General features: G+C 40.5%; 6 protein-coding genes. All 6 read left to right on the top strand.

Annotation, left to right across the window (positions count from 1 at the left end; genetic code table 11):
- Positions 1–336, top strand: a 336-nt coding sequence (locus AC787_RS34335) for a hypothetical protein (RefSeq protein WP_200930805.1), incomplete at its 5' end; no start/stop codon positions are given.
- Positions 337–1,345: 1,009 nt separating this feature from the next.
- Complete coding sequence (locus tag AC787_RS32745; RefSeq protein ID WP_054029183.1) at positions 1,346–2,197, top strand: ArdC-like ssDNA-binding domain-containing protein; 852 nt, start codon at positions 1,346–1,348, stop codon at positions 2,195–2,197.
- Positions 2,198–2,324: 127 nt separating this feature from the next.
- Entirely contained in the window at positions 2,325–2,873 is a 549-nt protein-coding gene (locus tag AC787_RS32740) for a hypothetical protein (protein WP_054029182.1), read from the top strand.
- 15 nt (positions 2,874–2,888) lie between these two features.
- Positions 2,889–3,215: a hypothetical protein gene (locus AC787_RS34405; protein WP_054029181.1), complete on the top strand. Its 327-nt coding sequence runs from the start codon at positions 2,889–2,891 to the stop codon at positions 3,213–3,215.
- A 706-nt stretch (positions 3,216–3,921) separates the two neighbouring features.
- Positions 3,922–4,578 carry a matrixin family metalloprotease gene (locus AC787_RS32730; protein ID WP_054029180.1) on the top strand — a complete coding sequence of 219 codons (657 nt, stop codon included), beginning with the start codon at positions 3,922–3,924 and terminating at the stop codon, positions 4,576–4,578.
- A gap of 18 nt (positions 4,579–4,596) precedes the next feature.
- Positions 4,597–5,271, top strand: a complete 675-nt coding sequence (locus tag AC787_RS32725; protein WP_054029179.1) for a hypothetical protein — start codon at positions 4,597–4,599, stop codon at positions 5,269–5,271.
- The last annotated feature ends 1,613 nt before the right edge of the window (positions 5,272–6,884 follow it).

The following is a 6,884-nucleotide window of genomic DNA, read 5'->3' as shown; positions in this document are numbered from 1 at the left end:
AAAAAAAAACACACCGGGTCGGGTCTTACCGCTCTACTGTACGATATTAAAACTAAAGAGCATGAACCTTTAGTTGATCATCTTTGGCTGGACTATAACGATGAAATCGCCGCATTGAATTTGCACGAGGGTGAAGCCATTATTTTCAAGGCTCGAGTAAGCAAGTATGCAAAGGGACTTCATAAGCAAATTGAAGATTATAAGTTCATGGATCCTTCACAGATTCAACGAATAGATGGACATCATTTTAGTAGCCACCGAAGGAAAAGATCAAAGAAGAAATCATATATTGTACAGAAAGAAATTACACAAGAAGTGGGAGGATACGAAGCATGAGCAAAATCGATGCGTTTTCTACCTACTTGAAAGCAAAAGGTAAAAGCCCAGACACGATAAAAGAATACTATTGAGAAAGGGCTAAGCATTTATGAGGTAGCCAATCAAGCTGGACATACCAATATCAACAAGAATCCGGATAAGGCCAAGCCAAAACGCAAAAAACGAGATTAATACGAAATAAAGTCTTCCAACATAGATGGGAGGCTTTTTTATGTTGCCTACCCAATACCGAAAGGATAATTCCTAGTTCAGATCTATTGAATCCACAGATATATGACTCATATTTTAAACACCAACCCCGTTAAAACCGTTCACAATCCTCAGTTCAGTTCGTTATTTCAGAAATAAAAATCAAATTTCAAGGATAAAAAGGGCATTACCAAAAGGGAAAAGGTAGACAACCGGCTCTCGCCAGTTGTCATTGTTTGCTCGTCGCCATAAGGCCGGCGCCAATCAATGGAGGTTGGAAACGAATGGACGTGGTGCGAAGCTGGCTTGCTCCTAGATGTTTTGTCCCGCGTTCATCCAAGTGACTTTTGCCGTATCCGTCATCTTAGACTGCTGTACCGAACCTTGCCGTGCAAGGGTGGCTTTTCTCATTCGAGAACGCCATCCCTTCGGGCATACCCTTGCACGGCAAGAACCGGAACAGCAAAACGGTCTATGACGGCTACGACAAAACGGATGAACGCTCCTTCAAAACATCATACGCAAGACAGCGATTTCGCAAGTCACTTTTCTGTTTCCAACCTCCTAAATCATTGCGCTCATTGCCGCGCAGGCTAGACCAGCAAACGAATCCGGATGAAGGGGTTAACCAATATATTTTTCATTGAGGAGATGGTCAGTAATGTCCAGAACAGCACAGGTTATCGCGGTTTCTCAGCTTAAGAGACGTTTAGAAATGAGGAAATTAACGGTTGTTGGCTCGCTTCTTATCAAATAATTGGGCGGTGGTCAGTCCACTCCCTTTCCATATAGCAGTTAAAAAAAAGGAGATGTTTTTATGAAAAGCACAAAGAAAGCAGTCAAAAAGCAGCCAAAGGTTAATGAGTTATTTAAGAAATTAGAAGACGGAGTAAAAAACGTTTACTCCTCAGAAACTTGGAAAAACATTCTCAAATTCCAGTCCGCTTTTCATGATTACTCATTCAATAACATGATGCTGATTTATATGCAGTGCCCAGCAGCTACGCATGTTGCAGGGTATGATGACTGGCAAAAACTCGAGCGTCAGGTCAAATACGGGGAAACGAGCATTAAAATTATGGCACCTAATTTTAAATTGGAGCGCAACGAGCAAACGGGTGAAGAAACGCGAGTGTTATCTGGCTTTCACCAAACCTCCGTTTTTGATGTAAGTCAGACCAAAGGTAAAGACCTTCCCGAACTCTGCAAAGAACTTAAAGGGGATACAGCAAGTCTACGCCAGTTCTATGAATTGGCTAAATCGATTAGTCCGTTTCCCGTCGAAGAAGTCACGCTGAAGGATGGAAGCAAGGGTTACTTCTCTCATGATAGAGTTTCTATCGGCATTAAAAAGGGAATGGCAGTGAAACAAAAATGTAAAACGCTTATCCACGAATTAGCGCACGGCTACTTGCACCGCCTAGACGACCCAAGGCGCGCAACTCTCTCACGCAGCGATCGGGAAATTGAAGCGGAAGGCACAGCATTCGTTGTTCTATCCTATTTCGGATTTGATACGAGTGAATATAGTTTCCCTTATGTGGCCTCATGGAATGGTACAACGGCGATGGAATCCGTCCAACGTGCAGGAGAAGTCATTCAGAAGACTGCTAAGAAAATAATCAATCAGTTAAACGAGGTAATGAATGAGAGCTCAGAAGCCGCTTGAAGGCTTCTGAGGGCAAAATAAGCAATATAAACTAGCCCAAAACGCCCTCCCCCAAAAAAGGGGGGAGGGGCCAAATAAGGTAAAACCCGACTCGTCGGTTTTTCGATTAGAAGGAGAGAAAACACCTATGAAAATAGATAATAAGCAAGCTCTTATTGAAACGACTTTAAAAAACTTTAATGTCTTACGGACGGATCTGAAAGAGATTATGTGCATGCACAGACAGACTGTGCAAATAGATCGATCCGTTATGCAATGGGATGATGAATCTGTTTGTTTAAGTGGTGAACTAGTCAACCGAAATGTATTTTCAGAAAGTGTCACCGATGTCATCAAATTGAAGTACGGGCTGAAGGTGGCTAATGAGATATGGGAAGAGTACGCAGATAAATTATTCTATTTTAAATTGAACATTGTTTTGTTCAACGATACAGCACGGATGGATATTTCATATGTCACTGTTCCAGCAGTCATACGTAATCGCGGTTTAGCTGATCACTTTTTCAAATGGGCTGCTAGCCTTGCAATAGAACTGAATATTCCAATGGAGGTTGAAATGGTGGATGTAAGCCCCGATTACAACAACTACGAAGGGGTCACCACGCACCTTTGCAAGAAATACAACCTAATACCACGATCCGACTTGTTTACAGAGTACGGGCTTTATTCAGCTTAAGAGGAGGAACACATAATGAAAATGACCAAAGAACAAATAATTGCGTTATCAGATCTTGCATTAGCATACGGAAACCTCTCCAGCGTTTGGCCTGCAGAGTGGGATGGACCAGTCAATTTTGGCGGTACGCTTAATGAATTAGGGCTTTTACCACAACGCTCACTAGATGAAGCTGAAGGCGAACTGCGTTTCCTTCTCGATATTGAAATAGAAACACCTGAACTCGTATCCTGCCAGCCTTGCGGAGGGGAAGGGGTAAAGGACGGAGAGAAATGTGATACCTGTTGTGGCAGCGGTCTTGTCTCTGATGGTGAGCCTGGAAGTGAAACATGTACGGAATAGACCAGATTCATGGATGGAGGAATAAGGATGGATAATAGAAGGGGTCCCGCCAACATTTTAACGAAAATATACGCTAAGCCGTGAATCGCGTCCGGTTTGACGTTTTTTTATACTCTAACACGGAGCAGTAGAGGTGAACAGCTTCATGCAATTCCAGGATAGGGCGGTTTAGGTATTCGGCGGTTAAGTTCAGCTCGTACAGCTGCATGATGCGCTCTTCGTTTTTCCAAAGCGGATCGATGGTGCACCAGCCATAGATGTTCTGATGTGATATTGCAACAACACACTTAATAAACGTCTAAAAATAAGGGGAAATTTGGGGTCATCTTTTAAACGACAAAAAATGATTTATTGGGATGCATAGTCTAGCAATGGTAGCTGTCTCAAAGAGACATTAGTTTAAGTCATGTTCGAATCTGCTCACTTATAAAACAAAATTTATTTCCATATTTTCTTAGTCCTAGGACATATATACAAACATTTCGCGCTATTGTACACTTTCTTCGTATGGTAGAGAGACAGCAAAACGCGAAAAACGTACCGTTTTGTTGTAGGACCCCATAATGAACAAGTATTCCAAATCAACTGTGTAGAATGTTAGAAAAACTGTAGAAAGGGAAAGAGGAAGCTATGAATTTGTAAGTAGTTACCACCCGTTTCCATGCGGTTGCCCTTGGTGGACGCTGGTATAAGAGGGTTGGAATTTATGCAGCAAAAGATCTTAAATGGGAGATTGGGGGATTCAATGTTGTTTAGAAACATTGTCAAAAGTACTGTTGTAGGTAGTTTGGTATTGTGTAGTCTTGTTTTTGGCGTAAGTTCGGCATTTGCGTATGAAAAATGGATGGCTGGTGGATTTGGTCCAAGGCCGACTACCGCAGTAATCCATCCTTTAAGTTCGCTTGACTCTGCTAGTATAACTGCAATGAAGAATGCAGCTGCTCAGTATAACAGTAGTGCTGTAAACGCTGGAACTCTGGCTTCAATTGGCACTAATACTAGTCAAACAACCTACCCAGTAGATAACGAATTAAATGAAGTCACTAAGGGAGCCAGAGGAAGCAATTCTTACCTAATGGAGACGTTTGCAATTACAACAGGTTTAGTTTGGAATGGTATTTGGTGGGTAAACACAATTTACGAAGCAGATGTTGACATCAACATTTCTGAACCATGGGGAAATGGTGCGGCTGGTTCCAATGATATAGGGAACGCTTTTACTCATGAACTTGGACATGTTCTTGGACTAGGTGAAGAACCTGATGTTACAGATGCAACAATGTTTCCAGGAGCAGCTCCAGGTGAAACTAAAAAAAGAACATTGGACACGGACGATATCTATGGTCTTAAAGACATTTATTAAGAAGGAGGGTTAGTAAATATGAAAAAGGTAATTTTAATGTCTGTTGTTGCATTTGTAATTGGAATCGGAGTTTACAATTTATTACCCACGCAAACAACAATGCATCAATCAGGACTTATCCCAGTAAACAGCAAAAGAGATTTGATTGATAAATCTGACATAATTATCAAAGGTAATGTTCAAGAATTAAAACCAAGCTTTTGGAGTAATCCGAACTTTGAAAAAGGGGAGAGCGTTCGGAACATCATTCAGACAGATGTCTTGGTTAACGTTGATGATGTTTATAAGAACCAATCCTACAATAATGAAGTTGTAACTGTGAGAATTAACAAAGGCACTGTTGGCGACACAACTTCAAAATCTGATTTTTATCCAGATTTTGAAGTTGGGGAAGAAGTGGTACTGTTCTTGTCCAAAGACGATTCAGAATTAGCAAATCCGAATGAAAATTATTATGTTCTAACGGGTATGATACAAGGTAAGTTTCCCTTGAAAAACAAGGAAGCGAAAAGCGTTGACAAGACATTTGTCAATAAGATTTCTGTTGAAGCTACAAATGATAAAGATACGTTCAAGCTTTCCACATTGAAGCAAGAAATCAAGGATACACTTGCTGATCTTGAAAAGAATCCAATAAAGAAAATGACAAAAGAAGAAATCAAAGAACTGAATGAGCAGACATTGGGAAAATAAAGAACTAGTTGAGCGAGTGGGGCCCACTTAGGGAGTCACCTCGTATAAAAATGATTAACGGTATTAAAAAGGGGCTTCAGAATAGCGATCTGATAGCCCCTTTTATGCTCTTACCAAAAGGATACAGCACAGAGGCAGTTATTTGTGTAATTCTCGCTTTAATAACCGTTTCAATGGCTTAACGCAACACAATTTAGCCAATTATGGCCAACCACAATGCAACACAATTGTTAGCTTTCGCGTTTTGCTGTCTCTGCCAAGGCTGCTTAACGTATATTTTCGTTAAAATGTTGGCGGACCCCTTAGAAGAGATGCAGCGATGCTTGAATATCAAAAAACCATTGAGGCTATTTTTAAGGATCGAAAGGGAACATGGAAAACGGGATATATTAGGCGGAAAACCTATGATACTTCTTTAGGCACTTTTGACATTTTGCGTACCGAAGCAAAATCTTTCAGCCAATCAAACACGAACAACTAATTATCAGAGAAAAAATGAGAAAAAAATGGAGGAAAAACGGAGAAAAAATACAGGAAAAAGACAGGAAAAAGACAGATTTATTAACGTGCATTACCGAATACGTCTGCTATACTAATAACATGAACAGAATTGGGCGCCGTGATTACGGCACTCTTTTTTATACTATTTGGATCAGGTCCTGATTAAATCAGGGCCTTTTTTGTATGCACAAATGAGGAAATATGTTCTTTCGAAATAACTTTATAAAGTAAGACGGTGTAAACGACGAGCATCCCGACAGTGTAAGGATTAGGGGAATTCAGGTCACAGCATATTTTTATCGAACAAAAGAAGCTTGTAGAGTGAGCACTAGAAAAATACATCAATGCAAGCATTGTTGATAGCAACGTCACAAGCACGATTATGTGTCGATATTCAAGCAATGAAAAAATATTTAACGGATTTGAGCAAAAGAATCAAATTGTCGAAACTATATGATTACATGGAGCGATTGTTACTCAGACATGCCGGTAAAATGACGGTAATCTGTCGGGATAATGCCAGTATCTTGCCGCTAATTATGGAGCGAAATAGATGTACACTGTGTTCAAGTGCAAGTCGAACATATTGAAATCAAGCAGCGATTATATCAAACATGCGGTAAATGAAAGTATTTTCCTCTACCTATAATAAAAAACAGTCCAAGTTTTATTGAATTAGTAAGCGAGAGGAGGTTGCAAATTTGTTTAGTTGCCAGACATAGCTTTGAGCGCATTATTTCACTCGAATGCAGAAGCTTATTTAATAACAGAAAGGATAGACCATGATTTGTGCGAAGCATCCCGTACAGATCGTTATAACTAAAGGAGAGGAGCATGCTTCATGAATGTATGTAAATGGAGAGATTTTAAAGCTTAGCAGCCATTGAAATCCGAATGCACAACTAAATTCATATCGAAAGGAGGGACCCGCAATGATGAGCTTTCTTGGTACCGCTTATGTGGTAGTGAAGTTAATCGGTGCGACTGCTGGCATGATTTATGCTTGCGTGAAGTTGTACCGCTTAAGAAAGCTCGGCAAAACGAAATAAACCACTGCGTAAGGGTTGCACCCTTTATGAGCGGTTTACTTCAGCCGAACATTCTGTTTTGAA

The organism is Bacillus sp. FJAT-28004 (assembly GCF_001280845.1).
Taxonomy (GTDB): Bacteria; Bacillota; Bacilli; order Paenibacillales; family Paenibacillaceae; genus Pristimantibacillus.
This window is presented reverse-complemented; position numbering and strand designations above follow the sequence as displayed.

What these genes read in the sequence shown, in the direction of transcription:
- AC787_RS32745 (WP_054029183.1), top strand. Translation starts at nt 1,346, where the DNA reads ATGAAAAGCACAAAGAAAGCAGTCAAAAAGCAGCCAAAGGTTAATGAG.
- AC787_RS32740 (WP_054029182.1), top strand. Translation starts at nt 2,325, where the DNA reads ATGAAAATAGATAATAAGCAAGCTCTTATTGAAACGACTTTAAAAAAC.
- AC787_RS34405 (WP_054029181.1), top strand. Translation starts at nt 2,889, where the DNA reads ATGAAAATGACCAAAGAACAAATAATTGCGTTATCAGATCTTGCATTA.
- AC787_RS32730 (WP_054029180.1), top strand. Translation starts at nt 3,922, where the DNA reads ATGCAGCAAAAGATCTTAAATGGGAGATTGGGGGATTCAATGTTGTTT.
- AC787_RS32725 (WP_054029179.1), top strand. Translation starts at nt 4,597, where the DNA reads ATGAAAAAGGTAATTTTAATGTCTGTTGTTGCATTTGTAATTGGAATC.